At 68.4% G+C, this 26,457-nt stretch carries 25 protein-coding genes; 12 read left to right on the top strand and 13 right to left on the bottom strand.

Going from position 1 to position 26,457, the window contains the following annotated elements; all coding sequences use genetic code 11:
• Positions 1 to 95 precede the first annotated feature (95 nt).
• The 8 genes from ACUXVE_RS02315 (at position 96) to ACUXVE_RS02280 (ending at position 8,482) form a co-directional block, all read left to right on the top strand.
• Positions 96 to 914 (top strand): nucleotidyltransferase domain-containing protein, encoded by an 819-nt coding sequence (locus tag ACUXVE_RS02315; protein ID WP_445513730.1) that lies wholly within the window; start codon positions 96 to 98, stop codon positions 912 to 914.
• Between the two features lie 145 nt (positions 915 to 1,059).
• Positions 1,060 to 1,590, top strand: a complete 531-nt coding sequence (locus ACUXVE_RS02310) for a gamma carbonic anhydrase family protein (protein ID WP_093819425.1) — start codon at positions 1,060 to 1,062, stop codon at positions 1,588 to 1,590.
• Positions 1,591 to 1,714: 124 nt separating this feature from the next.
• A complete protein-coding gene (locus tag ACUXVE_RS02305) occupies positions 1,715 to 2,404 on the top strand; it encodes an RDD family protein (RefSeq protein ID WP_445513729.1) in 690 nt (229 codons plus the stop codon).
• Complete coding sequence (locus tag ACUXVE_RS02300) at positions 2,401 to 3,393, top strand: stage II sporulation protein M (RefSeq protein WP_032976855.1); 993 nt, start codon at positions 2,401 to 2,403, stop codon at positions 3,391 to 3,393. Before ACUXVE_RS02305 ends, ACUXVE_RS02300 begins: the two co-directional genes overlap by 4 nt.
• The gene (locus ACUXVE_RS02295) at positions 3,383 to 5,017 is read left to right on the top strand and encodes a DUF4129 domain-containing protein (RefSeq protein ID WP_445513728.1); all 1,635 of its coding nucleotides are present in this window, start codon (positions 3,383 to 3,385) and stop codon (positions 5,015 to 5,017) included. The genes ACUXVE_RS02300 and ACUXVE_RS02295 overlap by 11 nt, the downstream gene beginning before the upstream one ends.
• Positions 5,014 to 6,204, top strand: a complete 1,191-nt coding sequence (locus ACUXVE_RS02290) for a DUF4350 domain-containing protein (protein WP_154881221.1) — start codon at positions 5,014 to 5,016, stop codon at positions 6,202 to 6,204. The genes ACUXVE_RS02295 and ACUXVE_RS02290 overlap by 4 nt, the downstream gene beginning before the upstream one ends.
• Positions 6,201 to 7,187 carry an AAA family ATPase gene (locus tag ACUXVE_RS02285; protein WP_025877520.1) on the top strand — a complete coding sequence of 329 codons (987 nt, stop codon included), beginning with the start codon at positions 6,201 to 6,203 and terminating at the stop codon, positions 7,185 to 7,187. The genes ACUXVE_RS02290 and ACUXVE_RS02285 overlap by 4 nt, the downstream gene beginning before the upstream one ends.
• The gene (locus tag ACUXVE_RS02280; protein ID WP_059065525.1) at positions 7,184 to 8,482 is read left to right on the top strand and encodes a DUF58 domain-containing protein; all 1,299 of its coding nucleotides are present in this window, start codon (positions 7,184 to 7,186) and stop codon (positions 8,480 to 8,482) included. Before ACUXVE_RS02285 ends, ACUXVE_RS02280 begins: the two co-directional genes overlap by 4 nt.
• 147 nt (positions 8,483 to 8,629) lie before the next feature.
• On the opposite strand, the gene ACUXVE_RS02275 is transcribed toward ACUXVE_RS02280, so the two are convergent.
• Genes ACUXVE_RS02275 through ACUXVE_RS02265 form a run of 3 tightly spaced genes read right to left on the bottom strand, consistent with a single transcriptional unit; the run spans position 8,630 to position 11,035 of the window.
• Entirely contained in the window at positions 8,630 to 9,280 is a 651-nt protein-coding gene (locus tag ACUXVE_RS02275) for a hypothetical protein (protein WP_222388171.1), read from the bottom strand.
• Entirely contained in the window at positions 9,280 to 10,458 is a 1,179-nt protein-coding gene (locus ACUXVE_RS02270; protein ID WP_025877526.1) for a glutathionylspermidine synthase family protein, read from the bottom strand. Before ACUXVE_RS02270 ends, ACUXVE_RS02275 begins: the two co-directional genes overlap by 1 nt.
• A 7-nt stretch (positions 10,459 to 10,465) precedes the next feature.
• Entirely contained in the window at positions 10,466 to 11,035 is a 570-nt protein-coding gene (locus tag ACUXVE_RS02265) for a DUF1190 domain-containing protein (protein ID WP_032976852.1), read from the bottom strand.
• 322 nt (positions 11,036 to 11,357) lie between these two features.
• Between ACUXVE_RS02265 and ilvD the strand changes: the two genes are divergently transcribed.
• Together ilvD and ACUXVE_RS02255 are read left to right on the top strand one after the other, a co-directional pair.
• The gene (ilvD, locus tag ACUXVE_RS02260; protein WP_445513727.1) at positions 11,358 to 13,196 is read left to right on the top strand and encodes a dihydroxy-acid dehydratase; all 1,839 of its coding nucleotides are present in this window, start codon (positions 11,358 to 11,360) and stop codon (positions 13,194 to 13,196) included.
• 81 nt (positions 13,197 to 13,277) lie between these two features.
• The gene (locus ACUXVE_RS02255; RefSeq protein ID WP_222388169.1) at positions 13,278 to 13,889 is read left to right on the top strand and encodes a hypothetical protein; all 612 of its coding nucleotides are present in this window, start codon (positions 13,278 to 13,280) and stop codon (positions 13,887 to 13,889) included.
• Positions 13,890 to 13,929: 40 nt separating this feature from the next.
• Here the strand turns inward: ACUXVE_RS02255 and dinG are convergent, their stop codons facing one another.
• From dinG to aroE, 3 genes are all read right to left on the bottom strand, one after another.
• Positions 13,930 to 16,032, bottom strand: coding sequence for an ATP-dependent DNA helicase DinG (dinG, locus tag ACUXVE_RS02250; protein WP_025877533.1), 2,103 nt, complete (start codon positions 16,030 to 16,032; stop codon positions 13,930 to 13,932).
• Between the two features lie 152 nt (positions 16,033 to 16,184).
• Complete coding sequence (locus ACUXVE_RS02245) at positions 16,185 to 16,535, bottom strand: hypothetical protein (RefSeq protein WP_032976849.1); 351 nt, start codon at positions 16,533 to 16,535, stop codon at positions 16,185 to 16,187.
• A gap of 3 nt (positions 16,536 to 16,538) precedes the next feature.
• Entirely contained in the window at positions 16,539 to 17,384 is an 846-nt protein-coding gene (aroE, locus tag ACUXVE_RS02240) for a shikimate dehydrogenase (protein WP_033832490.1), read from the bottom strand.
• A 48-nt stretch (positions 17,385 to 17,432) separates the two neighbouring features.
• On the opposite strand from aroE, the gene ACUXVE_RS02235 reads away from it, so the two are divergent.
• Positions 17,433 to 18,296, top strand: a complete 864-nt coding sequence (locus ACUXVE_RS02235; protein ID WP_445513726.1) for a hypothetical protein — start codon at positions 17,433 to 17,435, stop codon at positions 18,294 to 18,296.
• Positions 18,297 to 18,455: 159 nt separating this feature from the next.
• On the opposite strand, the gene ACUXVE_RS02230 is transcribed toward ACUXVE_RS02235, so the two are convergent.
• The 4 genes from ACUXVE_RS02230 to ACUXVE_RS02215 form a co-directional block, all read right to left on the bottom strand.
• Positions 18,456 to 18,725, bottom strand: a complete 270-nt coding sequence (locus ACUXVE_RS02230; RefSeq protein ID WP_025877541.1) for a gas vesicle protein GvpG — start codon at positions 18,723 to 18,725, stop codon at positions 18,456 to 18,458.
• Positions 18,726 to 18,758: 33 nt separating this feature from the next.
• Entirely contained in the window at positions 18,759 to 19,748 is a 990-nt protein-coding gene (hemB, locus tag ACUXVE_RS02225) for a porphobilinogen synthase (RefSeq protein WP_025877543.1), read from the bottom strand.
• 19 nt (positions 19,749 to 19,767) lie between these two features.
• A complete protein-coding gene (locus tag ACUXVE_RS02220) occupies positions 19,768 to 20,685 on the bottom strand; it encodes a bestrophin family protein (protein ID WP_445513725.1) in 918 nt (305 codons plus the stop codon).
• Positions 20,686 to 20,808: 123 nt separating this feature from the next.
• On the bottom strand, positions 20,809 to 21,057 hold the full coding sequence (locus ACUXVE_RS02215; RefSeq protein ID WP_032952021.1) for a hypothetical protein: 249 nt from the start codon (positions 21,055 to 21,057) through the stop codon (positions 20,809 to 20,811).
• Positions 21,058 to 21,238: 181 nt separating this feature from the next.
• Between ACUXVE_RS02215 and ACUXVE_RS02210 the strand changes: the two genes are divergently transcribed.
• Positions 21,239 to 21,697 carry a hypothetical protein gene (locus ACUXVE_RS02210; RefSeq protein WP_025877548.1) on the top strand — a complete coding sequence of 153 codons (459 nt, stop codon included), beginning with the start codon at positions 21,239 to 21,241 and terminating at the stop codon, positions 21,695 to 21,697.
• Between the two features lie 76 nt (positions 21,698 to 21,773).
• On the opposite strand, the gene ACUXVE_RS02205 is transcribed toward ACUXVE_RS02210, so the two are convergent.
• The 3 genes from ACUXVE_RS02205 to ACUXVE_RS02195 all read right to left on the bottom strand — a co-directional run bounded on the left by ACUXVE_RS02205 (position 21,774) and on the right by ACUXVE_RS02195 (position 26,413).
• On the bottom strand, positions 21,774 to 23,570 hold the full coding sequence (locus tag ACUXVE_RS02205) for a DUF885 domain-containing protein (protein WP_049467778.1): 1,797 nt from the start codon (positions 23,568 to 23,570) through the stop codon (positions 21,774 to 21,776).
• A gap of 76 nt (positions 23,571 to 23,646) precedes the next feature.
• The gene (locus ACUXVE_RS02200) at positions 23,647 to 24,162 is read right to left on the bottom strand and encodes a cytochrome c oxidase assembly factor Coa1 family protein (RefSeq protein ID WP_222388164.1); all 516 of its coding nucleotides are present in this window, start codon (positions 24,160 to 24,162) and stop codon (positions 23,647 to 23,649) included.
• 25 nt (positions 24,163 to 24,187) lie between these two features.
• Positions 24,188 to 26,413, bottom strand: a complete 2,226-nt coding sequence (locus ACUXVE_RS02195) for a S9 family peptidase (RefSeq protein ID WP_222388163.1) — start codon at positions 26,411 to 26,413, stop codon at positions 24,188 to 24,190.
• Between the last annotated feature and the right edge of the window lie 44 nt (positions 26,414 to 26,457).

Here is a 26,457-nt window from a genome sequence, read left to right as displayed (position 1 = left end):
ATCGCGTGCGCCGGGCATGGCCTGGCGCTACACGTATCCGCCTGCTGCCTGTAGAGTCGATGGGCTCGACGCAACAACAGCAGGAGCTTCCTTGCATGGACGACATCCATCCGATCGCGGCGGACAAGCGCGCCGCCATCCTGGCCACCCTGGCCGACATCGAACGCACGCACGACGTGCGCGTGCTGCTGGCCTGCGAATCGGGCAGCCGCGGCTGGGGTTTCTCGTCGCCGGACAGCGACTACGATGCACGCTTCATCTACGTGCACCGCCAGCCCTGGTACCTGAGTGTCAACGAGAGCACCGGGCCGGGCGAGGCGCAGCGCGATGTGATCGAACTGCCGATCGACGACGAGCTGGACGTCAGCGGCTGGGATTTGCGCAAGGCAATGCGGCTGGTATCCAAGTCGAACCCGACGCTGATCGAATGGCTGCGTTCGCCGATCATCTACCAGCAGAACGATGCCGCCGTGGCGCAGCTCTGGGAGGCTGCCCAGCGCTTCTACTCGCCGCTGGGCAGCTGGTGGCACTACATGAGCATGGCGCGCACCACGTACAGCCGACATCTCGGCGGCGGGGCCATCAGCACCAAGAAGTATCTGTACGTGCTGCGCGCGCTGCTGGCCTGCCAGTGGATCGAAAGCGAGTCCAGCCCGCCGCCCATGGCATTCGAGCATCTGCTGGAGCGTTTGCTGCCGGATGGCCCGGTACGCGGGGCGATCGAAGCGCTGCTGGTGGTCAAGCGTGCCAGCGCCGAAGTGACGGCCGGTCCCCGCATCATCGCCATCAGCGACTACATCGACCAGGAAATGGCCACGCGCGCCGAGGGTCCGCAGCTGCCCGCCGGGCATGGCGATGGTCCATGGCTGGATGCCCTGTTCCGGCAGATGCTGGCCGAACACGCGCAGCACTAAGGGGTAGTGCCGGCCGCTGGCCGGCAACCCGATACACCTTCGGCAGCACCTCTGCGGGTGCCGGCCAGCGGCCGGCACTACCGGCTGGGCTGCGTGCTGCACGCGGTATCATCATCGCGATTGCCCTGCTCTTCCGGAGATGCCGATGACCCCGCTGCGCCCCTTCCGCGACAAGATGCCGGTGCTCGGCCAGCGCGTGTATGTCGATCCGGCCTGCACGATCATCGGTGATGTCGAACTGGCCGATGACGTATCGATCTGGCCGGGCACGGTCATCCGTGGCGACGTCAATTTCGTGCGCATCGGTGCACGCACCAATGTGCAGGACGGCACGATCATCCACGTCAGCCACCACAGCCCGTACAACAAGGCCGGCTACCCGACCCTGATCGGCGAAGGCGTCACCGTCGGCCATGGCTGCATCATCCACGCCTGCAGCATCGGCGATTACAGCCTGATCGGCATGGGCGCGTGCATCCTCGACGGTGCCCGGATCGAGCGCCATGGCTTCGTCGGTGCCGGCGCGGTAGTCGGCCCCGGCAAGGTGGTGGGCGAAGGCGAGCTGTGGGTGGGCAACCCTGCCCGTCCGGCGCGCACGCTCAGCGACAAGGAGATCGAGTCGCTGCACTATTCGGCCGACCACTACGTGCGGCTGAAGGACGAATACCTGGGCTGAGGCCGCCTCGCCGATGGCCGGGCTCTGCTAAAGTCTGGGCCCGACCAGGAACCGTCGAGACCCCCATGCCCGTGGCTGCACGCCGGAGAGGACTCCAGCGCCCACTTCGGCGGCCATCGCGCTGATGGCCGCGCCGATGCTCGATACCTACCGCGAGGTGGTAACGCCGGAAGGCGTGCCGCTGCAGTTGCCTGCGGCCGGCCCGATGCCGCGTGCGCTGGCCTGGCTGATCGACCTGGCCGTCCGCTTCGGCGCGCTCACCGCGCTGTCCATTCCGCTGGCCCTGCTCGATGAGTTCGGCCGCGGCCTGTACATGGCGCTGATGTTCCTGCTGATGTGGGCCTACCCCATCGTCTGCGAAGCGCTGTGGGGCCATACCCTCGGCAAGCGCGTGCTGGGCCTGCGGGTGCTCGCGCAGGATGGCGCGCCGGTGGGCTGGATGGCCTCGATCACCCGCAACCTGCTGCGCACCGTGGACATGCTGCCTTTCGGCTACGCACTGGGCCTGATCAGCAGCTTGTTCGATCCGCATGGCCGCCGCCTGGGCGATCTGGTAGCCGGCACGATGGTGGTGCATGCACCGCCGCATTACCTGCCGCCGCCGGCCACCATCGACAGCGCGCTGGCGCCGCCGCAACCGCTGCGGCCGGAGGAGCAGGCGGCGGTGATGGCCTTCGCCGAGCGCGCGCCACGCCTGTCACCCGCACGCCAGCAGGAACTGGCCGGCATCGCCGAGCCGTTGACCAGCGCGTCCGGCCAGGTCGGTGTGCTGCGCCTGTATGCAATGGCCAACTGGTTGCTGGGACGACGATGAAGCAGGAGCAGTTCGTCGCCCGCCATCAACAGGAATGGCATGACCTGGAGCAGTGGCTGCAGCATCGCGCCGGTGCCTCGCGTCGGCGCCGGCGCAGGCCGGGCGCGGAAGAAGCCGGCGATGTCAGCTTCCCGCAGCGTTACCGACGGCTGTGCCAGCAGCTGGCGCTGGCCCGCGAACGCGGCTACAGCCCGCAGCTGGTGCAACGCCTGCAGCAGTTGATGCAGCACGGCCATGGCGTGCTGTACCGCACGCCGCCGACCCGCTGGCGGCGCGCGCTGGAATTCCTGGTTGCTGATTTTCCGCTGCTGGTGCGCAGCCAGGCGCGCAGCATGTGGGCAGCGCTGGCGATGTTCGCAGTGCCGGCGCTGGCCTGCTTCGTGCTGGTGCAGGTGTACCCGGACAGCATCCACCTGCTGATGGACAACGGCCAGATCGCCGAGATGGAGCGCATGTACGATCCATCCGCCGAGCGCCTGGGCCGCGACAGCGGCACCGACTGGATGATGTTCGGCTACTACATCATGAACAACATCAGCATCGCCCTGCGCACCTTCGCCAGCGGCCTGCTGGCGGGGTTGGGCACGCTGCTGGTGCTGCTCTTCAATGGCATCACCATCGGCGCGGTCGCCGGCCACCTGCAGCACATCGGCCATGGCGGCCCGTTCTGGCGCTTTGTGGCCGGCCACGGTGCATTCGAGCTGACCGCGATCGTGATTGCCGGCGGCGCCGGCCTGCAGCTGGGCATGAAACTGCTGGCTCCCGGGCGGCGGCGCCGCCTGGATGCGCTGGTCGAAGGCGGGCGCATCGGCGCGCGGCTGTGCCTGGGCGTGGCCTTCATGCTGCTGCTGGCCGCGTTCGTGGAAGCGTTCTGGTCTTCCATCGCCGACATTCCGGCCGCAGTGAAGTTCAGCGTGGCCGGCGTGCTGTGGGCCGGCGTGCTGCTGTGGCTGTGGCGCGGTGGACGCGGAGGTGGCCATGCGGATTGACCACCTGGACGTGGTGCTGCGCGCGCGCAGCAGCTGGGAAGCGATGGAGCTGGGCAGCGCGCTGGCCCGCCGCCACGCCCGCGGTGTGTGGGGCAGCTGGCTGCTGGCCAGTGCACCGTTGTTCGTGCTGTTCAATGCACTGGCCTGGTGGCTGGATGCCTTCGGCTGGGCGTGGCTGGCGATGTGGTGGTGCAAACCGTTGTTCGAACGCGCACCGCTGTACGTGCTCTCGCGCGGCATCTTCGGCGAACGGGTCGGCCCGCGCGATGCGCTGCGCGCACAGCGGCAGTGGGGCGGCAGCGGCTTCTGGGGCTATCTGGGCTGGCGCCGGTTCAGCGGCCTGCGCAGCCTGTGCCTGCCGGTCAATCTGCTGGAGGGCAATGCGCCCGCCCAGCGTGGCCCACGCCGGCGTGCAGTCGCCGCCGGCGCTGCGGGCCCTGCGCTGGTGCTGGCGGTGATCTGCCTGGCATTCGAGCTGGTGCTGGTGGTGGGCGCGATCGCCACTATCTTCATCTTCATCCCGCTGGAACTGCTGCCCGAATCCTGGCGCGCAGCGTGGGCGATGGTCAGCGTGGAGGCGCCTGCGTGGGCCAAGCTTGGCCTCAACCTGTTGTGCTGGCTGGCGGCGGCGCTGATCGGGCCGTTCTACGTGGGTGCCGGCTTCGGCCTGTACTTGAACCGACGCACGCAGATGGAAGCCTGGGACGTGGAAATCGCACTGCGCCGCCTGCGCGAACGCCTGCTGCCGGTCGCCTCTTCGTTGCTGCTGCTGTTGTGCCTGGCGCTGCCGTTGGCGCCCGTGCACGCACAGGACGCCGACACGCCGGACGCCGCGCAGACCGCCACGGCCAACGCCGCTGAAGACGCAGAAGCGGAAGACGCTGAAGAAGCCGAAGAAGCGGCCACTGCGGAAAACGATCCGGCCAATACAACGGCGGTGATCTTCGGCGACACGCCGGTGGATACCGCTGGCTTCCGCCAGGCCGTGAACCGCGCCTACGAAGATCCGCTGCAGCGGCCGACGCGGCAGGTCAGCCGATGGAAGCCGATCGAAGACGCCGCCGAGAAGCAGAAAGACAAGAAAGAGCTGCAGAAGGACAGCAGCAGCAACGCGGACCGTACGTCGCGCAAGAGCGGCCAGTTGTGGCTGGCCCGGCTCGCCGAATGGGGCCTGTGGGGGCTGTTGGGGGTCCTGCTGCTGGTGCTGCTGTTGACCGCGCGGCTGTGGCTGCCGTGGTTGCGCGGTTCCGGCCGCCGCAAGGAAAAGCAGGCACCGCAGATTACCGAAGAGCAGGTGGAAATGCCGGTGGTGCTGCCGCCGGATGTGGCGACCCAGGCCGGGCTGCTGTGGGACCAAGGACGGCCGCGGCAGGCACTGGCGCTGCTGTATCGCGCCAGCGTGCGCACGCTGGTGGAGCGCACCGGCATCGCGTTGCCGCCCGGTGCCACCGAATCACAGTGCCTGCGTGCCTCGCGGCGCATGTCCGACAGCACCGACCGTGAACTGTTCGCGCGCATCGTGCGCATGTGGCAGTACGCCGCCTACGGCGGGCGCCTGCCTACCCGCAGCGATTTCGACGCGTTGGCCAGCACGCTGCGCCAGCAGTACGGGTGGCAGGCATGAGCCCGCGCCTGTTCTGGTCGTTGCTGCTCGGCGCGCTGGTCCTGCTCGGGGTGCCGCTGACCATCCTGTTCCTGCGCACGCATGAAAAGGTGACCGAGACCATCGTGCTGCCGCCGCAGGGCGAAGCCAGCTACAACCCGCTGTATGTGCTGGGCCAGGCGCTGCGCGCCGACGGCATCGAGGTGCAGTCCCGGCAGCGGCTGGACCTGGCACAGATGCCACTGGCCGCCACCGATACGGTGGTGCTGCTGCAGGATACCGCCGACATGCCGCCGCGCACTGCGCAGGCCCTGCTGGACTGGGTCGGCACGGGTGGCCATCTGCTGCTGCGCACGCAGCCACCGGCCGAGGACGATGCCAGCAGCACGCAGGGCCCCCTGCTGGACAGGATCGGCGTGGACAGCCTGTTCCATGGCAGCGACTGCCAACCCTTCCACGTGGTGGATGATCCCAGCCACGTCGAGTTCTGCGGCGGCCGGCGCTTCAGCCTGGGCTTCCAGGCCAACGCCACGGCCGAGCGCCGCTGGGGTGGCCAGGAAGGACTGGTGTTCGCGCGCCTGCCGCACGGCAAGGGCCGCATCGACGTGCTGGCGGACATGGACGTCATGCGCGGTGAAGGCCCGTCCGCATCAACACGCCGCCGCACGGTCGACGCCGATGCCGTTGCCCGCGATGGCCTGCATGACCTCTCCCACCGCGACCTGACGCGCTACCTGCTCGATCCCAACTATGGGCGCGGCACGATGTGGCTGGTGTACGGCAGCCGCCCGCCATCGCTGGGCGCGCGCATCTTCTACCAGGGCTGGCCGCTGTGGGTGCCGCTGCTGCTGGCGATCCTCGGCTGGCTGTGGTCACGCGCGCAACGCTTCGGCAGTGCCCTGCCCGCGCCGGTGGTCGAACGCCGTTCGTTGCTGGAACACGTCCGCGCCAGTGGCGAACTGCTGCTGCGCTTCGGCCATGGCACGCGCCTGTACCTGGCCGTGCAGGCGCTGTTCCTGCACCGCTTGCGCCTGCGCGCGCCCGTCGCTGCGGCGCTCGACGGTGCTGCGCGTGACCAGGCCATCGCCGCAGTGTTGCAATGGCCCGTCAGTCGAGTCGCCAGTGCACTCACTCCGCCTTCGCCGCATGATTCCTCCGCCCTGCGCGAGCGCATCCGCTTGCTGCTCCAGATGAGATCCCTGCTATGACCGATGCCCCTGAACTTCCGGCGGCCGCCACCGCCCGCCTGATCGAACGCGTCGACGCCATCCGCCAGGCCGTCGGCCACGCCTTCATCGGCCAGGCCGATGTGCTCGACCAGATCCTGGTCGCCCTGCTGGCCGGTGGCCACGTGCTGATCGAAGGCGTGCCCGGCCTCGGCAAGACCCTGCTGGTGCGCGCGCTGGCGCAGGCACTGGAACTGGACTATGGCCGCGTGCAGTTCACCCCCGACCTGATGCCCAGCGACGTCAGCGGCCATGCGGTGTACGACCCGAAGAGCGAGAGCTTCAAGATCCGTCGCGGCCCGGTGTTCACCAACCTGCTGCTGGCCGACGAGATCAACCGGGCCCCGGCCAAGACCCAGTCCGCGCTGCTGGAAGTGATGCAGGAAGGCCAGGTCACCATCGAAGGCAAGGCCTTCACCCTGGCACCGCCGTTCATGGCGCTGGCCACGCAGAACCCGCTGGAACAGGAAGGCACCTATCCGCTGCCGGAAGCGCAGCTGGACCGTTTCCTGCTGAAGGTGCTGATCGACTATCCGCAGCTGGAGGACGAGAAGCGCATGGTCGCGGCGATCACCAGCGGCCGTGCCGCCAGTGATTTCGACCTGAGCCAGGTGCCGCGCGTGCTCGGTGCCGGCGAACTGCTGGCGTTGCAGCAGGCCACCGCGGCAATCACCGTGGATGACGAAGTGATCGACTACGCGGTGCGCATCGTGGCCGCCACCCGGCAGTGGCCAGGCATCGCCGTCGGTGCCGGCCCGCGCGGCAGCATTGCCCTGGTGCGTGCCTCGCGCGCGCAGGCGGTGCTGGCCGGTCGTGACTTCGTCACCCCCGATGATGTGCGCGACATCGCCCGCCCTGCCCTGCGCCACCGCATCGCATTGGCACCGGAGCTGCAGATCGAAGGCCAGGGTGCCGACGACGTGCTGGGTGCGCTGCTGGCCAAGGTGGAAGCGCCGCGCCGATGAGGCCTGCGCCGCTGCTGCTGGCGTTGTTGTTGGCCTGGGCCGCGCTGGGCGGCGTGGTGCTGGCCGGGCTGCTGCCACGCTGGAGCTGGGCACTGGCCGGTGCACTGGTTGCGGTGCTGGCACTGGTTGATCTGTGGCGGCAGCGGCGACGACCATCGCCCAGCGTCGAGCGCGACGTGCCCGAAGCCCTGGCACTGGGCGTGCGCCGCGAGATCGGCCTGCGCCTGCAATCCGGGCAGGCCATGCAGGTACAGGTATTCGATCTGGTGCCAGGCGGTTGGCCACTGGAATCACTGCCGCAACGCGTGCAGTTGCGGGCGGGCCATGCCAGTTCGCTGCATTACCACGTGCAGCCGCAGCAGCGCGGCCGCTTTGCCTTCGAAGGCGTGCAGCTGCGCATCCGCTCGCCGTGGCGGTTGTGGTGGCAGCAACGCACGCTGCCACCGGCGCTGGAGGTGCGGGTCTATCCCAACTTCGTGCCACTCACCCGATTTGCGCTGTTCAGCGCCGACCAGGCCTCGCGCCTGGTCGGTGCCCATGTGAAGCGCCGCCGCGGCGAAGGCACCGACTTCCACCAGATGCGCGAGTACCGCATCGGCGACAGCCTGCGCCAGCTCGACTGGAAGGCCACGGCCCGCGCGCGCAAGCTGATCTCGCGCGAGTACCAGGACGAGAAGAACCAGCAGCTGCTGCTGATGCTCGACAGCGGCCGGCGCATGCTGGCCAGCGAAGGTGGGCTCTCGCATTTCGACCATGCCTTGAACGCCTCGCTGGTGGTGGCCTACCTGGCATTGCGCCAGGGCGATGCTGCCGGCCTGTTCGCGGTAGGCGGCGAGCGTCGCTGGGTGGCGCCGCAGCGCGGCATGGACACGGTGCAGCACCTGCTGCGCGCCAGCTACGACCTGCAGCCACAGGCCGTGGCCACCGATTACCTGGCTGCCGCCACCGAAGTCTCACTGCGCCAGCCCCGGCGCGCGCTGGTGATGCTGGTCAGCAACGTGCGCGACGAGGACATCGAAGACCTGCTTGCGGCGGTGCGCCTGCTGCAGCGCCGTCATCTGGTATGCGTAGCCAGCCTGCGCGAGCGCGAACTGGATGCTGCCCTGGAAGGTGAGGTGCACACGGTGGAAGATGCCGCGCAGGCCGGTGCGGCCGCGCTGTACCTGCAACAGCGCGCGCAGGCGCATGACGCGCTGCGTGCCGAACGGGTGATGGTGCTGGACGTGACCGCCGACGCGCTGCCCGCCGCACTGGTGGAGCGCTATCTGGCGGTGAAGCGCGAAGGGCTGCTGTAAAGGGTAGTGGCGGCCGCTGGCCGGCGGATCACCACAACCGCCGGGCATGGCCCGGCGCTACCGACACATCGCCTTGGTTGGCACACCATCAACGGCGCCGACCAAGGTCGGCCTCTACCCACAGCGGTTGCCGGCCAGCGGCCGGCACTACCCCTGCAGCCGCCGCCGCTGCAATCGTTCCACCGCGCGCTGAAGCAGCACCCGGTTGCGGGCCAGTTTCATCCACTGCGGCAGGCGCGAGAACATCGAACTGTTGCGTACGCCGCCGTGCTCACGCAGCGTGGCTGCGGCGTAGTCGTGCAGCGCCTGCAGGTGTTCGGCGTTGTAGGCCCACAGCAAGCCGGCACGGGTGGGTTCAACAAGATGCAGCGGCAGGCCGAAGTGCGGATCAGCCGGCTCGGCATCGCGCAGCGGGGTGGCCGACACGTCGACATCGCTGCTGCGCCCACATTGCCCACATCGCGCGGGAAAGGTGGCCGGCGAACGAACGCCCGACGCTATCCGGCGATGCACATACAGCCATTGGTGCCCGCAGTACCCGCACGGCCGGCGTCCCTGCATGCACACCGCGCCCACCCAGTCGCCACTGTCCAGCGCAACGCTGCAGCCGGTGCAGCGGAAACGCACCGTCCAACGGTAGGGCTGCCAGCTCGCCAGCACCCAGCCCGGCGTATCGCAGCGGTGGCAGCGCACCGCGATGCGGTCGGCGAACGCTTTCAGGCCGCGACCATCGTCGAAGTGACGGCCCGGCACGGGAGCAGGACGCCCGCGCCGACCGGGCGGGCGTTGCACCGCCATCAGACGTAGATCCGCGTCGGCGCTTCGTCGATGATCGCGTGCGGCACGAAGCGCGCACTGTCGCGGGTGATCGCGCTGTCGTCCTCGCGGATGCCGATGCCGCAGGCGTGGTCGCCGATCACCCAGCTGCCGATCAGCGGGTAACCGCCTTCGAAGCGGGTGAGCGGATGCGCACGCTGGAGGATCGCCGGACCGTCGTACGGACCGTCGCTGCGCTGCGTGCTGCCGTCGGCCAGGTGCATCTCGATGTTGGCACCTTCGCGCGAGAACAGCGGCTTGCGCACCCAGCCCGAGGCCAGCGCGCTGCCGTCATCGAAGTGTGCTTCCAGCAGGTTCGGATGGCCGACGTTGCGCTGCCACAGCAGCGGCAGGATGCCCTTGTTGCTCAGCACCGCCTTCCACGCCGGCTCCAGCAGCTGCACGCCCGAGCCCGGCAGCGCGCGACCGAATTCCTCGGCCATCAGGTCTTCCAGCGGGTACAGCTTGAACAGCGTGCCGATGACCGTATCGTCCAGCGCGGTGAAGCGCCCGTCTTCGGACAGGCCGATGTCCTCGATGGCGATCGCCTGCCCGTGCAGGCCCGTCTGCGACGCGCAGTCGCGCAGATACTCGACCGTACCGCGGTCTTCGTCCGAGCTGCCCACCGCACTGAAATACAGCGGCGGCGGCAGCTGCGTGGCCAGTTCGCCGAAGCGTTCGACCAGGGCTTCATGGATCGCGTTGAACTGATCGGCGTGCTGCGGCAGGCGGCCGGCGTTGCGCTGGTCCTCCAGCCACTGCCACTGGAAGAAGCTGGCTTCGAACAGAGAGGTCGGCGTGTCGTAGTTCAGTTCGTACAGCTTGGCCGGGCCGGTGCCGTCGTAGGCCAGGTCCAGGCGCCCGTACAGGTGCGGCTGGCGCTGGCGCCAGCTGTCGGCGATCCAGTCGCGGTAATGCGCGGGGATCGCCAGCTGGTCCATCAGGCGCTCGCTGGCGATGACATCGCCGACCAGGTCCATCGCCATCTGGTGCAGTTCGGCGCTGGGGTCTTCGATGTCCTGTTCGATCTGGCGCAGGGTGAACGCGTAATACGCGCTTTCATCCCAGTACGGCTGGCCGTCGATGGTGTGGAAGCGGAAACCGGCTTCCTCCGCGCGCGCCCGCCACTGGGCGCGCTCGGCAATACGGATACGTTGCATGGGTCGATCAGCCGCCGACGCTGCTGCCGCTGCGGCGCGCACTGGTGCTGCCGAAGCCGCTGCGGCTGGCGGTCACCGCACGGTTCGGTTCGCTGCTGACCGGGGCCAGCCCGGCCTTGCCCGCGCCGATGCCGCTGGCGGTGTTCAGGCCGCCGCTGCCGCCCGGCGCAGGACGCGCCCAACCGGCGCTCTTGTCCTGGTAGGCCGGCGCCGAAGCCGGCGCCTGCGGGGCCAGGCCACCGCGGTTGCTCAGCATCTGCGACATGAAGAACCCCATCATCATCGGACCGATGAACGAGGTGCCGGCCGAGGTGTGCTGCTGCACGCACTGCTCAGGCTTGTAATCCTGTTCGCAGGCTTCCTTGGTCGCGTACTTCGGCGCTGCGTCGGCAGACTTCTTCTGCGCCTCGGCAAACGCGTTGCGGCACGCCGAAGGATCAGCGGTAGCCGTGGTGCAGGCCTCCACCGAGGTATACAGGCCTTCCTGCACCTGCACCTGCTCTTCCTTCTGGCAGGCAGTGAACAGCAGCGGCGCAGCGCTCATCAGCAGCAGCGCGGTGGTGCGGGAACGTTTCATGGCCTCATGCCTTCAAGTCGGAACAATGCCCCATCATGCCAAATCCGGGCCAACAACCGGAATCGGCAAAGTAGGAAAGATGAACGGAATTTCATTTTCGTCGTCCTCTCCCTCGATCCATCCACGCATGGCGTGGATCTACTGGCCCACGGCCACCCCGCCATCCCGCGGATAGCCCGCTTTTGATTTTGACGTTGACGTTGATTCGGCAGGTGCAGGGCGCAGCCCTGCCGGACCGCCTCCGGTGGTTGCAGCAGCAACCGAAAAAATTGGCCATGATCAACCGACCCCCACGTCGTACGGCCCGCCCGTTCCGCCAGCCATGCCCGAATACCGCTCCCGCACCTCCACCGCCGGCCGCAACATGGCCGGTGCCCGCGCCCTGTGGCGTGCCACCGGCATGAAGGATGGCGACTTCCACAAGCCGATCATCGCCATCGCCAACTCCTTCACCCAGTTCGTGCCCGGCCACGTGCACCTGAAGGACCTTGGCCAGCTGGTCGCGCGCGAGATCGAACAGGTTGGCGGCGTCGCCAAGGAATTCAACACCATCGCCGTGGACGACGGCATCGCCATGGGCCACGACGGCATGCTGTACTCGCTGCCCAGCCGCGAGATCATCGCCGACGCCGTTGAATACATGGTCAACGCCCACTGTGCCGATGCGCTGGTGTGCATCAGCAACTGCGACAAGATCACCCCCGGCATGCTGATGGCGGCGCTGCGCCTGGACATCCCGGTGGTGTTCGTCTCCGGCGGACCGATGGAAGCCGGCAAGACGAAGCTGTCCGAGCACAAGCTGGACCTGGTCGACGCGATGGTCGTCGCTGCCGATGACAGCGCTTCGGACGAGAAGGTCGCCGACTACGAGCGCAGCGCCTGCCCCACGTGTGGCTCGTGCTCGGGCATGTTCACCGCCAACTCGATGAACTGCCTGACCGAAGCACTGGGCCTGTCGCTGCCGGGCAACGGCACCACGCTGGCCACGCATGCCGACCGCGAAGCGTTGTTCCGTCGCGCCGGCCGCCTGATCGTCGAACTCTGCCACCGCTGGTATGGCGGCGAAGACCCGCGTGCGCTGCCGCGCGGCATCGCCACCCAGGCCGCGTTCGCCAACGCCATGACCCTGGACATCGCCATGGGCGGCTCGACCAATACCATCCTGCACCTGCTGGCCGCCGCGCAGGAAGGCGAGGTCGACTTCGACCTGACCCACATCGATGCACTGTCGCGGCGCGTGCCGCAGCTGTGCAAGGTGGCGCCGAACACGCCGAAGTACCACATCGAGGACGTGCACCGCGCCGGTGGTGTGTTCGGCATCCTCGGTGAACTGGATCGCGCCGGCCTGCTGGATACCTCGGTGCCGACCGTGCACAGCGCCACGCTCGGTGAAGCACTCGATCGCTGGGACGTGATGCGCAGCGACAACGACACCCTGCACACCTTCTTCAAGGCCGGTCCCGCCGGCATTCCCACCCAGGAGGCCTTCAGCCAGGCCACGCGCTGGCCGTCGCTGGACCAGGATCGCGCCGAAGGCTGCATCCGCGCACTCGGACATGCCTATTCGCAGGAAGGCGGGCTGGCCGTGCTGCGCGGCAACCTCGCCGTCGACGGTTGCGTGGTGAAGACGGCAGGCGTGGACGAATCGATCCACGTGTTCGAAGGCAATGCGCGCGTGTTCGAAAGCCAGGACGCCGCCGTGGCCGGCATTCTTGCCGATGAAGTGAAGCCCGGCGAGGTGGTGGTGATCCGCTACGAAGGCCCGAAGGGCGGCCCGGGCATGCAGGAGATGCTGTACCCGACCAGCTACCTGAAATCGAAAGGCCTGGGCAAGCAGTGCGCATTGCTGACCGACGGCCGATTCTCCGGTGGCACCTCGGGCCTGTCGATCGGCCACGTTTCGCCGGAAGCGGCCAGCGGCGGTGTGATCGGACTGGTGGAGGATGGCGACCGCATCCGCATCGACATCCCGGCCCGCCGCATCGACCTGCTGGTGGAGGAGGCGACGCTGGCCCAGCGCCGCGCCGACGCCGATGCACGGGGCTGGAAGCCGCGCGCACCGCGACCACGCAAAGTCACCAGCGCGTTGAAGGCCTATGCCCTGCTGGCCACCAGCGCCGACAAGGGCGCCGTACGCAACACCGCCCTGCTCGGCGACTGAAGACGGTAGTGCCGGCCGCTGGCCGGCAGCCTCCCTCGTAGTCCGCTAAGGTATCCCAATATCATCGACACGGAGGTTGTGATGACGCCGCTTTTCCTCGCACTGGCCGTGGCCATGGGCGCGAGCGCCGAACCGCCGCAGGCTCCTGACTGCGGCTACGACCGCGCGGCGATGCTGGCGATGGAACCGGGCATGTTCGACCAGGACATGGACGGGGGCTGGCGCCCGCTGGCCGATCGCGGCTGCACCCAGGAAGCCGCGGACCTGCTGGCCGCGTATGCGGCATTGCCCAAGGCGACGGGCAACACCACCCTCATCTGGCACGAAGGGCAGCTGCGCGCGGAGCTTGGGCAAACCGCGCAGGCGATTGCGCTGATGCAGCGCACCTACAAGCCGAAGGACACCGACCCCGGCTACTGGAACGCCTACGTGGACGGCACGATCGCGTTCCTGCGGCGTGATCGCAGCGGACTGGAAAAGGCACGTGCCGCGCTGGTCGCGATACCGACGCCACCCACGATGGCGGAGAACATCAAGAACGGTCGTTTCCACTTCACTACCAAAGGCGGGCAGCAGGTGGATGCCCCTTGGCCGCCGAATCTCGATGTGCTCGATGCCTTCCTGCGCTGCTTCGACCGCGATTACCACAATGCGATGGGCAACCCGGCGTGCCGGAAGCCGGAAGGCGGTTGAGGGTCTCCGCCGGGCATGGCCCGGCGCTACCAGTGCGGGCTCAGCCGATGGTGCGCTTGAACGGCGGCAGCGCGTCGATGATGCGCTTGCCGTAACGGCGGGTCAGCAGGCGCGAGTCGAGGATGATCACCCGCCCGGTGTCGGTGGAGGTGCGGATCAGGCGGCCGGCGAACTGGGTCAGCGTGCGCAGCGCATGCGGGATCGCGATCAGGTTGAACGCATTGAGCCCGCGCGCTTCCACCCATTCGCTCAGGGTGGCGGTCTGCGGATCGGTCGGCACCGCGAACGGCACCTGGGTGATCACCACCGTGGTGCAGGCCTCACCGGGAAGATCCAGGCCTTCGCCGAACGAGTTCAGCCCGAACAGCACCGAACCCTCGCCGGCGGCGACACGGCGCAGGTGTTCGTCGATCATGCGCGTCTTCGACATCTCGCCCTGCACCAGCACCTGCTTGCGCTTGGCGGCCGGCATCAGGCCCGCCACCTTCTCCATCTTCCAGCGCGAGGTGAACAGCACCATCGAGCCCTTCGTCCAGTCCAGTTCCTTGCCGATGTAGCGCGCCACTTCGCGCGGATGGCCTTCGCGGTCATCGGGCGTGACCGGGAACGGCGGCACGATCAGCTCGGCCTGGTTGGGCAGGTCGAACGGCGAGGACAGCGAGACCATCTCGGCGGTTTCGGGGATGCCGTTGTCGATCGCCAGCGCCTGGAAATCGCCGCCACCGGTCAGCGTCGCCGAGGTCATCACCACCGAATCCACTTCATCCCACAACAGCTTGCGCAGCACGTGCGCGGCCGACACCGGCGAGCCATGCAGCACCAGGTCGCCATCGCGGGTGGCGGTCACCCAGCGCGCCATCGGTGGCGCGCCTTCCTTGTCTTCGCGGCGCCAGACCTGCCACAGGTTGTACTGCTGCTCGATCATCTCCAGGGCCATGCCGAGGTTGCGCTGCAGGCGCTCGCGCGCCGGATCGTCCGGCTTGCCCTTGGCGACCTGCGCGGTGGCCGCGTGCGCCCAGTTGTAGAGGCTGCGGGTATCGTCGGCCAGCGCCTCGATCGGCTCGCGCCAGGCCTCGGGCAGGCGTCCGTTGGCCGCGCGCCACATCGGCTCCTCGTCGGCCGGCGCCGGCATCCATACCGCCTCGACGTGGTCGCGGAACGCACGCAGGCCCTTGGCCACGTTGCTGGCCGCGTCGATGGCTTCGTTCGGCAGCAGGTTGCCGAGGCGATCCTTGTCGACCGCGCGGTAGGCACCGGCGATCAGGATCTGCAGGCGGCCGGTGCGCTTGGCCATTTCATCCAATGCCAGGCTGGCCGCGCCCTGGTCGATGGCCACGTTGCCCACGTGATGGCCTTCGTCGAGTACCAGCAGCATGTCCGACGGCGCGGCGATCATCGGCTGGCCGTTGTCGCTGTCACCAATGGACAGCGCCGACAGCAGCAGCGCGTGGTTGGTGACCACGATCTGCGCATCGCGCACGGTGTTGCGCGAGCGCAGTACCGCGCACTGCGCCGAGTACGCGCAGCGTCGCCCCGCGCAGCCTGAGGCCGGGGTGGTGATGCGGCTACGCAGACCGGGGCTGATGGTTTCCGGTGCGTTGTCGATGTCGCCGTCCCAGCTGCCGCTGGTGAAGGCCACGGTGAGGCGCTTGGCGATGTCCATCTCGATCGGCGCCAGCGGGCGGTCGAACAGCGGCTGCTCGTCCTCGAACATGCCGTTCTGCGCGCCCTCGCCGTGCGCCTCGGCGGCGTTGCGCGTGCACAGGTAGCGGGTGCGGCCCTTGGCCAGGGCAACGGTCGCCTCCAGGCCGGTGGCCTTGAGGAAGTTCGGAATATCGCGCTCGACCAGCTGCGACTGCAGCGCCACGGTACCGGTGCTGATCACCAGCTTCTTCTTGCTGGCCAGGGCAATCGGCACCCCGGCGGTCAGGTAGCCCAGGCTCTTGCCAACGCCGGTCGGCGCCTCGACCACGCCCACGCCACCGCTGGTGGACAGCGCACGCGACACCACGCCGATCATCTGGCTCTGCGAGCGGCGGGTGGAGAAGCCGGGGGTATTGGCCTGCAGCGTCGTGTACGCCTTGCGGATCGCGTCCTTCAAGGTGTCATCGAGCTTGCGTGGAGCGGCGACGGTTTCGGTCACGCCAGAACTACCGTAGCGGGGTCAGGCCGGCCATTGTCGCATGGCCGGCCACGGGCTCCGAGGCGCGGGCGCTGAACAGGGTCAGCCGCGTCGCGCGATGGCTGGATGCGCGCCCCGCAACACTACCGACGCGGCCAAGGCCGCCATCGGAGTCAGGGTGTAGCGGTGCGCTGCCGCAGCAACCGTACCAGTGCCCAGACCAGCAGGACCGTGCCGACGGCATCCAGCATCGCCAGGCCGAAGTGCACAACGCCCAGCACGGTGCTCAGCTGCGAGATCGCGCCGAAGTCACCGTTGCTGACCATCCACATCGGCACCAGGTTGGCCAGCAGGCTGCCCATGCTGGACGCCAGCAACAGCAGCAGGCCGGTCAGCGCGCCGGTACGTGCCGGATCGCGCGGCGCGCCCATCACCCAGACCAGGCCGACGCACAGGGCAATCAGCACCGGCAGGCGCACGCCGACCATGGTCAGCAGGGAGACCATCAGAGCCTGGGTATCCATCGATCAGTCCTGCCCGGCGAAGGCGCCGGCACCGGCGCGCAGCTGCTGGTAGACCTCGTCGGTCTGCGGGCGTACGGCATGCCACTGCAGGAAGCTCTCCGCCGCCTGCTCGACCAGCATGCCCAGGCCATCGACCGTGTTGCGGCACTGCGCGGCGCGCGCCCAGGCCAGGAAGGCGATGGCGGCCTCGCCGTAGTTCAGGTCGACGGCCGTGGTCATCGAATTGACCAGCGACAGCGGCAGCTTGAACTCGGCGTCGCGATCGCGGCCGGCCGAGGTGGCGTTGAGGATCAGTTCGAAATCACCGAGGTCGCGCAGATCGTCCCAGTAGCGGCTGAGCGCGCGGCCCGGCTCGCCCATGGCATCGATCAGTTCATCGGCACGTTCCGGCGTGCGGTTGACCACCACCAGTTCGGTGATGCCGGCATCCAGCAGCGCCGGAGCGACGCTGCGCGCCGAACCACCGGCACCCAGCAGCAGCACGCGGCGGCCGCGCAGGTCCAGGCTGTGGCGGTCGGTGAGGTCGCGCACCAGGCCGATGCCGTCGGTGGTGTCACCGTGCCAGCGGTCGCCCTTGCGCAGCAGGGTATTGACCGAGCCGGCGCGGCGCGCGCGTGCGGTCAGCGTAGTGCACACCGAGAACGCCGCTTCCTTGTGCGGTGAAGTGACGTTGGCACCGACACCGCCTTCGGAGGCGAACGCCTCCAGCCCGGCCAGGAATGCGTCCGGGGCGAGATCGATGCTGCGGTAGTCGAGGGAGATGCCTTCCTGGCGACCGAACGCCGCATGGATCTGCGGCGACTTCGAGTGGGCGACGGGGTGTCCGAAGACGGCGTAACGATCGGTCATGGAATCCTCAAGCTGGCTAGACTGGTGCTCTTTCGTGCATGGACCTGGATGATGCGTATCGCCCCGACCCTGCTGGTGCTCGCCGCCAGTCTACTCTCTGCCCCGGTGGCGATGGCGTTGAACGAGTACGGCATCGAAGGCATGGGCGTGGTCTCCAGCCGTGCCGATGAAGGCCGGGCCACGATCAGCGCCGATGGCCAGCGCATCGTCTTCGCCCGCCGTGGCGAGGCCGGCTGGGGGCTGTGGCAGGCGCGCGTGGTCGACGGCCGCTGGCAGCAGGCGCAGGCGTTGCCGCTGGCGGTGTCCGGCGAGGTGCGCGATCCGTATTTCAGCCGCGATGGCCGTTGGCTGCTGTTCGCCGCAGGCCGCGAGGGCCGGTCGGGGCTGTACCGGGCGGCGATCGCCGCCGATGGCAGCGTGGGGGCGCCGCAAGCGCTGGCAGGCGATGGTGGCCGCCATGAAGAGCGCGGGCCGGCATTGAGCGCGGACGGGCGACAGCTGCTGTTTGCCCGCCAGCAGGGCCGTGGTGCCGGCTGGGACCTGTTCGTGGCCTCGTTGGACGCGCAGGGCGTGCGAGGCCCGGCGACGGCATTGCAGGCATTGAACAGCCCCGCCGATGAAACCGATGGCGACTGGCTGGGCAGCGCTGGCGCGGTGGCCTTCAGCCGTGGCAGCGGTGACACCGCGCAGGTCTGGACCAGCGGTTGTGCGTGGACGGGCGCTGCGCTGCAGCCGATCGGACTGTCGTTCAACCAGGCCAGCGGCTGGACCGGCGCGCCGGTGGTCGACAACGCCAAGCCGGGCGAAATGATGGTGGCCAGCAGCGCGGCGAAGTCGCCCCGCGCCGGTGGCGTGGATGTATACCGGCTGGCCGTGCCGAAGGTGGCGGCAGTGCCCGGGTGCATGCAGTAGATCCACGCCATGCGTGGATGAGCGTTCGGAGGAGGCCGACCGCCCCCCTCCGGTAGGTGCCGACCTTGGTCGGCACAGAAACAAAACCGCCAACCAAGGTTGGCGACTACCAGTAGATCCACGCCATGCGTGGATGGCCCGGGTCCCGGGCCACGGCGCTCAGCGCGACAGCACCTTCGCGCGCTGCTGTTCGTACTCCGCTTCGCTGAGCTGGCCGTTGTCCTTGCGCCGGTTCAGGGCGGCCAGTTCGGCCTGCACGCTTTCCGGCACGGCCTGCTCGCGGGCGACCCGGGCCGCAGCGGAGAGCTGCTCCGGCGGGCGCCGCGCGGCGCGCCAGGCAGCAACGAACACGCCGACGATGATGGCCCCGAACACCAGCGTACCGGTGCCCCAGATCAACCATTGCATCCAACCCATTTCAGGTCCCATCGCGTGTTCCTCCGTCCGTCGTGGGCGCTATTGTCAGCGCTCGCGCAGCCAACGCGCCACCTGCGGCGCGAAGTAGGTCAGCACGCCATCGGCGCCGGCACGCTTGAAGCCCAGCAGCGATTCCAGCACGCAGGCGCGCTCGTCCAGCCAGCCGTTGGCGAACGCCGCCTTCATCATCGCGTACTCGCCACTGACCTGGTAAGCGAAGGTCGGAACCCCGAAGGTTTCCTTCACCCGCCGCACCAGGTCCAGGTACGGCATGCCCGGCTTGACCATCACCATGTCCGCGCCCTCCTCCAGGTCCAGGGCGATCTCGCGCATCGCCTCGTCACCGTTGGCCGGGTCCATCTGGTAGGTCTTCTTGTCGGCCTTGCCGAGGCTGGCCGCGCTGCCCACCGCATCGCGGAACGGACCGTAGAACGCCGACGCGTACTTGGCCGAGTAGGCCATGATGCGCACGTTGAGGTGGTGGTCGGCGTCCAGCGCACGACGGATCGCACCGATGCGGCCATCCATCATGTCCGACGGCGAAATGATGTCCGCGCCTGCCTCGGCATGCGACAGCGACTGCTTGACCAGCGCTTCGACGGTGATGTCGTTGAGCACGTAGCCCTTGTCATCGATGATGCCGTCCTGGCCGTGCGTGGTGTACGGATCCAGGGCCACGTCGGTCATCACCCCCAGCTCCGGGAAGCGCGACTTCAGCGCGCGGATCGCACGCTGCGCCAGGCCGTCCTCGGCCCACGCCGCCGAGGCGTCCAGCGACTTCTGCGAGGCGTCCAGCACCGGGAACAGGTCGATCACCGGGATGCCCAGTTCCAGCGCTTCCTCGGCCACCTTCAGCAGCTCTTCGATCGACAGCCGCTCCACGCCCGGCATCGACGGCACCGCAACGCGACCGGCCGGTTCGTGCACGAACACCGGATAGATCAGGTCGTCGGTGGTCAGCGTGTTCTCGCGCATCAGGCGGCGCGAGAATTCGTCATGGCGCATGCGCCGCGGGCGGTAATGGGGATGAGGCATGGCAGGCTCCGGGGAGTGGCTATTGCAACAGGTAGCCCTGCGGCAGCAGGGGTGCGGGCAACGGGCGTTCGCCGAGGGCGTCGAGCTGGTCGATCTCGATGGTGCGCACCAGCGCGTCCAGCGGCAGGTCGTTCGGCTCCAGGCCGAACGGGTCTTCCATTTCTTCGCCCAGCTGGTCCAGGCCGAAGAAGGCGTAGGCCAGCACCGCCGACAGCACCGGCGTGGCCCAGCCCAGCGAGCTGGCCAGGCCGAACGGCAGCAGCACGCAGAACATCCACGCGCAGCGGTGCAGCAGCAGGGTGTAGGCGAACGGCAGCGGGGTGGTCAGGATGCGTTCGCAGCCAGCCTGGATCGAGGACATCGCGTGCAGGCGCTCTTCCAGCTGGACGTAAAGAATGGAATCGAGCGTGCCGGCGCGACGGGCCTGGGCCAGTTCGGCGGCGATCATCGCCAGCAACGCATCGGGCACGTTCCCGCGCTGGGCGAGCTGCCCGCGCTGTTCCTCGCCCAGCCATGGCACCGCCGCCAGCGCCACGTCGCGGGCGCGCAGGCGCGCAGCCAGTGCATGGGCGAAGGCGGTGGTCAGGTAGCCGATGCGCTGGCGGCGCGGTGCGTCATCGGCCAGCAGCACCTGTACCTGCCGTGCCAGCGAGCGCGATTCGAACACCAGCTGGCCCCACAGCTTGCGGCCCTCCCACCAGCGGTCGTAGCAGGCGCTGTTGCGGAAGCTGAGGAAGATCGACAGGACCAGGCCGAGCAGGGTGAACGGGGTGACCGAGACGCGCTCGATGCCGATCGGCGGCGCCATTTCCACCACCGCGGCGACCGCGATGGACAGGACGAGGATGGCCAGCACCTTCGGCGCGATGGCCGGAACGATCGAGCCACGCAGGATGTACAGCAGTTGCCAGCCGTGGGGACGGGAACGAATGATCATGGGAGCAGCCGCGCAGGGCGCGGTTCGACAGGCACGCGGGGGGCTCGCGCAGCCGCCCATTCTACTCCCTGCCCGGCCGGCGGCCGTGTCCCTGCGACGCCCGGTCGCACCGGCCCGGCCGGCTCAGATCACGCCGCCGCCCAGCCCCAGGCGCAGGATGCCGACCACCACCACGATGCCGTTCAGGATCAGCCCGGTCCACGCACGGCCGCGCTTGCTGGGGTGGGTGAACAGGATGCCGAGCGCGGCGATGATCGCGCCGACCGCGGCGAACGGGATCAGGAACCAGTTGCCCCAGCCCAGCAGCGGTATCAACGCCAGGATCATCCACAGCAGCGCCAGCACGCCCCACAACAGACTGATCACACCCATAGCGCCCTCCCGTGGTTGTTCATGCGCCAACCATAGCCGTTCCCGGCAGCGCCGCCTACCGCCGTTGCCGTCAGCCTCACCGGCCCCGTGCTAGCGTGCGGCCATGGGTCGAGCCCCGATGTTGGCGCCGATTCAGAGTGCCCGGCTGATGATCCGAACCAGTCCTACAGGGGTATACGCCATGAACATCCGTTGGGTCGCCTTGGCGGCCATGCTGCTGACCGTTGCCGGTTGCGCCAGTACCTCCAAGGTCATGCTGGGCCGCGCCCGCGCGCCGATCGATCCGTCCCAGGTGCAGATCTATTCGACGCCGCCCGCCGGTTCGCAGGAAATCGCCCAGCTGGAGTCGTCTTCGGCGGTGGGCTTCGGCACCCAGGGCCAGACCGATGCCGCCGTGGCTCGCCTCAAGCGCGAAGCGGCTGCACTGGGTGCCAACGGCGTGATCCTGATGGGCGTGGGCAGCAGCGGCTCGCCGGTCGGCATGTCGGTGGGTGCCGGCAGTTACGGTTCGCACGTGGGCGGCGGCGTGGGCATCGGCATACCGACGACGCAGAAGCGCGCCGCCGGCGTGGCGATCTGGGTACCGGATCCGGCGCCGCCGGCACGCCTGCCGACGCAGACGATCACCCCGCAGCGCTGAGCGGCAGCGTCACCGCGGGTAGCGCCGGGCCATGCCCGGCGTCTCTTCCGCTGCACTCGCCGGGCGTGTCCCGGCGCTACCGGTACTTCGGAACGAACTGCTGCTGCACGGCTTCGGCCAGCTGGTCCGGCGGCAACAGGCCCTGGTCGAGCAGGAAGTTGTTGAACGCCAGGCGGTCGAACTTCGCGCCCAGTGCCAGCTCGGTCTGCATGCGCAGTTCGAGGATGCGGGTGTAGCCGTAGAAGTAGCTGCCCGCCTGGCCCGGCATGCGCACCATGTAACGGTCCAGTTCCTGGGTGGCCATCGCCTTGGACAGACCCACCTGCTCGATCAGCACGCGCTCGCCGTTGGCACGGTCGGTCAGGCCGAGATTGAGCATCGGGTCCAGCATCGCGCGGGCGGCACGCAGCAGGCGGAACTGCAGCGCGATCATCTGCCCGTCCAGCGGCTCGTACGGCACCATCTCCGCCTCGGCATACAACGCCCAGCCTTCCACGTTCACCGAATTGAACGCGAACATGGTGCGCGCCAGCGACACGCCACGCTCGACCATCGCGGTGAACTGCAGCTCGTGGCCCGGGCGTCCTTCATGCGCGCTCAGCGTCCAGGCCGCCGAACCGAAGTTGAAGTCGTCGTACTGCGCACCCGCACCGGCAGCCGGGTTGCCCAGCGGCAGCACGAAGGTGCCCTGCTGCCCGGTGTTGTTGACCAGCGGCGCAGGCAGGAAGTGCGGTGCCGGGCTGGCAGCGCTTTCGGCGGCCGAGCCCAGGCGCATCTGCATCGCGCGCTGCGGCACGTCGACGATGCGGTGTTCGCGGATCAACGGATCGATGGCATCGATCACCTTGCGGTAGTGGCCTTCAAGCTGGTCATCGGCAATCTTCTCGCCCTTCAGCGCGCGGATCACCGCCACCGGGTCGCTCGGATCACTGACCTTCAGGCCCTTCTCTTTCACCACCAGCGGCGCCAGCTGGCGCATCGCCGAGCGGGTTTCCATGAACTCCAGCTGCGCGCGCTGCATCAGCAGCTTCGGGTCGATATCAATGCCGACCTGCTTGAGCTGGTAGGCGTACAGCGGAGCCGGCAGGCGCGCATCGGCACGTGCCTTCGGCAGCACCTCCTTGCGGGTCCATGCGGCGTAGTCCTTCATCTGTGCGGCAAGCGCCTTCATCGCCTCGTCGGCACCAGTGACCTGGTACTTCTTCAGCAACGACTCGATGCCGGTGATGTAGGTCTCGACGTTGTCCAGCGACTGCTGCACTTCGATCTTCGTCGGCTGCAGCAGCGTGCTGTCCTTCAACCGCTCTTCGTAACGCTGGCGGGCCAGCGTGGTGAACGCGGTGCCGCCCGGCTGCAGGCCCGCATACGCCTTGAGGCGATCGACCGCCTTGGCCCGGCGCTCGGCCGGCACCTGGTCGGACAGCAGCAGGTTGAGGCCGCTGAACACGCTCTGCGGCGCATCACGCCACGGCAGCAGGTACTTCTGGTTGAGCTCGCTGCCTTCGATGCTCTGGTTGGCGGCGGCGATCATGATCTCCAGGTCCTGGCGGACGTTGGGATCCTTCTCGCTGGCCAGCTTGGCCTTCAGTTCGTCGCGGGCCTTGGCCATCGCGGCGCGGTAGCGCTGGTCGTTGTCCGGGCCGAGGTCGGCGACCTTGTCGTCGTAGCCGGGCACGCCGAAGAAGCCGGTCTCCTCGGGCTGGAACGGGCCTTGGGCATCCAGCAGGATCTGCGCCAGCGCATTGCTGCGCGCGACCCAGGCCGGGCTGGCCGGCGTGGAGGCCTTGGCGGCCGGTGCGGCCAGGGCCGGTGGGGCCGACAGCAGCGGGGCGGCGGTCAGGGCCAGGGCGATGGCAAGCGCGATCGGCTTCATGGAGCACTCCAGGACAGGGTTGCCCGCACCCTACGCGCTCACGGCGGTGGCGACAATCGGCCGGAGGTCACGCCATCTACAGCGCTGCCGTCAGCGCGCATTCGCCACGCTCCCGACAGGCCTGCAGTTCGCATTCGCCGGCCGCCTCGGCATCATCCAGCGCGCTCAGGTCGAAGGTCTGCTTGTCTTCGGCCAGCACATACATCACCGGATAATCCCACACGTCGTCGCTGCGGGTGCCCTTCACGAACAGGCGGCCGTGCGCATGCGGCCCTTCCAGCGCCACGGTCAGGCCAACGTCGCGCTCGCCGTTGATGGCGGTCTGCATGCTGCCCAGCGGCAGCGTGCCGGCCTGCAGCGGTTCGCCGAACACCTGCACCAGTTCGACGCTGCAGCCGGCGCGACGCATCGCCTCGCGCATCGGCGCACTGTCGTGCGCGGCTTCGGTCCAGCGCAATACGCTCCAGGCGATGGCACCGCCCAGTGCGATCAGGAACAGCAGCACCGCCAACGGCATCGCCCAGCGCCAATGCCGGCACCACCAGCCAGATCGCAGGTTGGAGGGAGCAGGAATCGGCGGCGGCAGGGTCATGGGCGGGCTCCTTCCCGGATGATGATCAAGGCTTCAGGCAACGCCCCAGGAAAGCTTCGGCAACGCGGTAGCGATGCAGTGCGTCGGCACCGGACAGGCCGTGCTTGGCACCGGGGTAGGTCATCAGTTCAAACGGCTGGCCGCGCTTCTGCAGCGCGCTCATCAGGCTGGTCGAATTGGTGAACAGCACGTTGTCGTCGGCCATGCCGTGGATCAGCAGCAGCGGCGAACGCAGGCCCTCGATGTGGGTCAGCACGCGTGCTTCGCGGTAACCGGCGTCGTTGCGCGACGGCAGGTCCATGTAGCGCTCGGTGTAGTGGCTGTCGTACAGGCCCCAATCGGTGACCGGTGCGCCGGCCACGCCACAGGCGTAGCTGTCCGACGCCTTGGCCAGCAGCATCAGGGTCATGTAGCCGCCGTTGGACCAGCCCTGCACGCCGATGCGCGCCGGGTCCACCCACGGCTGCTGCTTCAGCCAGGCCACGCCGCGCAGCTGGTCGGCCACTTCCACCGTGCCCTGCTTGCCATACAGTGCGCCGCCGAAGTCACGGCCGCGGCGCGGGGTGCCGCGGTTGTCCAGCGAAAACACCACATAGCCCTGCTGGGCCAGGTACTGGTTGAACAGATGGTCGCCACGGCCAGGCCAGCTGTCGGTGACGGTCTGGCTGGCCGGGCCGCCATAGACGTACACCGCCACCGGGTAGCGCTTGGCCGGATCAAAGCCTGCCGGCTTGATCACGCTGTAGTTCAGCGGCGTCCTGCCGTCGGCCGCGGTGAGCGTGCCGAATTCGACCGGGCGCTGCGCGTCGCGGTAGCGCGCATACGGATGCTTGGGATCGGCCAGATCGTTCTCGACCAGGGTGGCGATCTTCTCGCCATTGGCGCGGAACAGTTCGATCTGCGGCGGCGTGCTGCTGTTGGACCAGCTGTCCACGTACACGCTGGCGTTGCGCGCGAAACTGGCGCTGTGCATGCCCGGTGCCTTCGACAGGCGCTGCGGCTGGCCACCCTGCAGCGGCACGGCGTAGATCTGGCTTTCGCGCGCCGATTCGATGCCGGCACGGAAGTACGCCAGGCCGGCCTTTTCATCGACCGCCAGCAGTTCATCAACCGACCAGTTGCCGTGGGTCAGCGCGGTGGCCTTGCCCTTGCTGTCGATGCGGTACAGATGCTGGAAGCCGGTGCGCTCGGACGACCACAGCACGCTGCCGTCATCGAGGAAACGCAGGCTGTTGTGCAGCGGCACCCAGGTCGGGCTGGTCTCGTGGGCCAGCACGCGCTGCTGGTTCGAGGCCAGGGTGACTTCCACCAGGTCGAGCTTCTTCTGGTCGCGCGACTGGCGCTGGAAGCTCAGGTGCTGCGGATCACGCCAATCGACGCGGGCCAGGTAGATGTCCTGTTCCTTGCCAAGGTCGATCCACTGCGTCTGCGCATGTTCGGCCGGCGAGATCACGCCCAGCTTCACCTGCACGTTGGCATCGCCGGCGGCCGGGTAGCGCTGTTCGATCACATCGGTGCGGTCGGCATAGACCTCGTAACGCTTCTGCACCGGCACCGGGCTTTCATCGATGCGGGCGTAGGCGATGGCCGAATCGTCGGGTGCCCACCAGTAACCGGTATGGCGATCCATCTCCTCGTCGGCGACGAATTCGGCGATACCGTTGCCGATGGTCGTGCTGCCATCACCGGTCAGCTGCATCTGCTTTCCGCTGGCCAGGTCGATCACCCACAGGTTGCGGCCGCGGATGAAGCTGACGAAGCCGCCCTTGGGCGACAGCTTGGCGTCGGTGGCAAAGCCTTCGCCGTGGGTCAGCTGGCGCACCGCGGCCGTGCCTTCCTGCTTGAGGTCGTACAGGTACAGCTCGCCGCCCAGCGGGAACAGCAGGCGCTGCGCATCCGGCGACCACTGGTAGTCGACGATGCCGGTCATGGCGGCGATGCGCTGGCGCTCGCGGCGGGCCTTTTCCTCGTCGCTGAGGGTTTCGGTGCCGGGCAGCACCACCTTCGAATCCACCAGCAGGCGGGTCTGGCCGCTGCCGATGTCATAGCTCCACAGGTCCAGCTGGTTGCGGTCGCTGTCCTTGCCGCGCAGGAAGGTCACGCGCGAACCATCCGGCGCCACCTTCGGCTTCATCAGGGTCGGGCCGGACAACGGCAGCGGGCCGGTGATGGCTTCAAGGGTAAGTTTTTCAGCGTGGGCGACGGTACTGGTGGCAAGCATGAGGGCGAGCGAGGCGAACAGATGGCGCATGGAGGATCCCGGCAAACGGCAGGTCCGCCACCGCGACAGGCGCG

Source organism: Stenotrophomonas sp. 3(2025) (genome assembly GCF_052665395.1).
The sequence above is the reverse complement of the archived record's forward strand: the minus strand, read 5'-3'. Positions and strand labels throughout refer to the sequence as shown.